Here is a 2,122-nt window from a genome sequence, read left to right as displayed (position 1 = left end):
GACGTGCTGACCGGCGCGGTCAACCCGTCCGGCCGGCTGCCGGTGACCTGGCCGCGCGATGTCGGCCAGGTGCCGATCTATTTCGGCGAGCGCAACACCGGCCGCCCGACCGATCCGGACCAGCACTACACCAGCAAATACATCGACATCCCGACGTCCCCGCAATTCCCCTTCGGCCACGGCCTGTCCTACAGCCGCTTCGCCCTGGGCGACCTGCGCCTTTCGGCGTCGATGCTGCGCCCGGGCGAGACGCTGACGGTCGAGGTGACCGTGACCAACACCGGCGCGGTGCCGGGCGAGGAGACGGTGCTGCTGTTCATCCACGACCCGGTGGCCAGCGTGGCCCGGCCGCTGCTGGAGCTGAAGGGCATGGCCAAGGCGGCGCTGGCCCCCGGCCAGAAGCAGGTGCTGAGCCTGGCGCTGGCCGCCGACGCGCTGGCGTTCCCGGGCCTGGACCTGAAGCCGGTGCTGGAGGCCGGTGAGATTGAGATCCTGGTCGGCACCAGGGCCGAGCGATCCGAACTGCTGTCGGCAAAAATTCAGATCGAGGTCTGAGGGCTGGGCTTCAAGGCAAGGCCGTCATTGCGAGGAGCGAAGCGACGAAGCAATCCAGGGGCCGGTGCGAGCCGCCCCTGGATTGCTTCGCTGCGCTCGCAATGGCGGGAAGGGAGAGGCTGAGGATGCCTTGTCGATTCGGATTGATATGTTATAACATTAATTTCTGTTAACGATTTCCCAGGATTCCCCGACATGACCAGACCCCGCTGGACCGTTGCCGGAGCGCTGCTGGCCGCGCTCGCCCTCACCGCCGATCCGGCGGCCGCCCATGACCACACCTCGCGCGGCCGGCTGGTGTTTGCCGACCACGAGGCCCCGGTGGTCAGCGTGCTCGACCTCGACACCGGCAAGGTCACCCACAGCTTCCCGATCACCAAGGCCGATCCGGCGCTGATCGGCACCGAGGGCGGGCGCTTCGTGGTGATCCGCACCGGCGACGATGCCGGCACCATCCGGCTGCTGGACAGCGGCCTGTTCTTCGAATCGCATGAGGATCATTTCGACATCGAGAAGGGCGAGGTCCGGCTGCTCGACCTCGTCCTCACCGGCGACAAGCCGTCCCATGTGGTGTCGGAGAAGGGCTGGCTGACCGTCTTCTTCGACGGGCAGCGTCCCTGGCTGGGCAAGAGCGACCCTAAGATCGTGGCGCTCCGCCTCGACGCGCTGGACCGCGGCACGGCGGAGCCTGAAGTCTGGCCGGCACCCGCGCCGCAGCATGGCATCGCGGTGCCGCTCGGCGGCGACCGGTTCCTCGTCTCGGTCTCGAAGGAGGCCTATGCCAAGGGCGACGACCGCAGCGTCTCGTCTCGGCCGAACGGCTTCGAGATCCTCGACCGGTCCCAGGGCTGGAAAGCGGTCGCTTCCTTCAACGACGCGTCGGACTCCGATCGCTCCTGCAAGGAGTTCCACGGCCATGCCGCGCTGGGGGAGACCCATGTCTTCGGCTGCAACCCGCGGATCGAGGGCAGCGCCGCCAGCGACGGCGGTGTTCTGGTGATCGGGCCGGGACCGGACGGGGCCTGGGGCTCGCGCAAGCTGGCCTATCCCGACGGCCGCCGCGCCAGCACGATCAAGGGCCGCGCGGCCGGCCGCTATCTGGTCGCCAACTATGGCGGCGAGAACGGCCGGCCCTTCGAGGCGCTGCTGCGGATCGATCCGACGGCCGACGCGCTCGCCGCCGCCGACGTGTTCCCGATCCCCGCCGGCCAGGCGGTCTGCCAGTACGAGGTGACGAATGACGGCAGGCGCGTCGTCAACCTGACCCAGGATGGCAAGCTGCGGGTCTACGATATCGCACCGGAGTGGAAGGCGGTGGCCGAGTTCGACGCCGTGCCGGCCTTCGACTGCGCCTGGGATGCGGCGACGCCGGCCCCGGCGGTCGCCATCATCGGCAACAGCGCTTTCGTCAGCGATCCGGAGAACGGCCGGATCCGCGAATTCTACCTGAACAGCCTGAAGCAGGGGCTGGACGTGCCGGTCGGCGGCAAGCCCTCCGCCATCGCCGGCGGTGCCGCCGCCGGGTAGCCTATCGGCGCTGGGACAAGCGGCCGGGCTGGAGCCGCTC

General features: G+C 69.0%; 2 protein-coding genes. Both read left to right on the top strand.

Translation table 11 applies throughout. From position 1 onward, the window contains the following. Window positions 1-555, top strand: a 555-nt coding sequence (locus P409_RS32550; protein WP_193366538.1) for a fibronectin type III-like domain-contianing protein, incomplete at its 5' end; no start/stop codon positions are given. Window positions 556-750: 195 nt separating this feature from the next. Then, a complete protein-coding gene (locus tag P409_RS32545) occupies window positions 751-2,082 on the top strand; it encodes a hypothetical protein (protein ID WP_034848403.1) in 1,332 nt (443 codons plus the stop codon). Window positions 2,083-2,122 lie beyond the last annotated feature (40 nt).

The organism is Inquilinus limosus MP06 (assembly GCF_000767795.1).
GTDB classification, from domain to species: domain Bacteria; phylum Pseudomonadota; class Alphaproteobacteria; order DSM-16000; family Inquilinaceae; genus Inquilinus; species Inquilinus limosus_E.
Note: the sequence above shows the minus strand (reverse complement) of the source record. Positions and strands in the feature narration are given on the sequence as shown.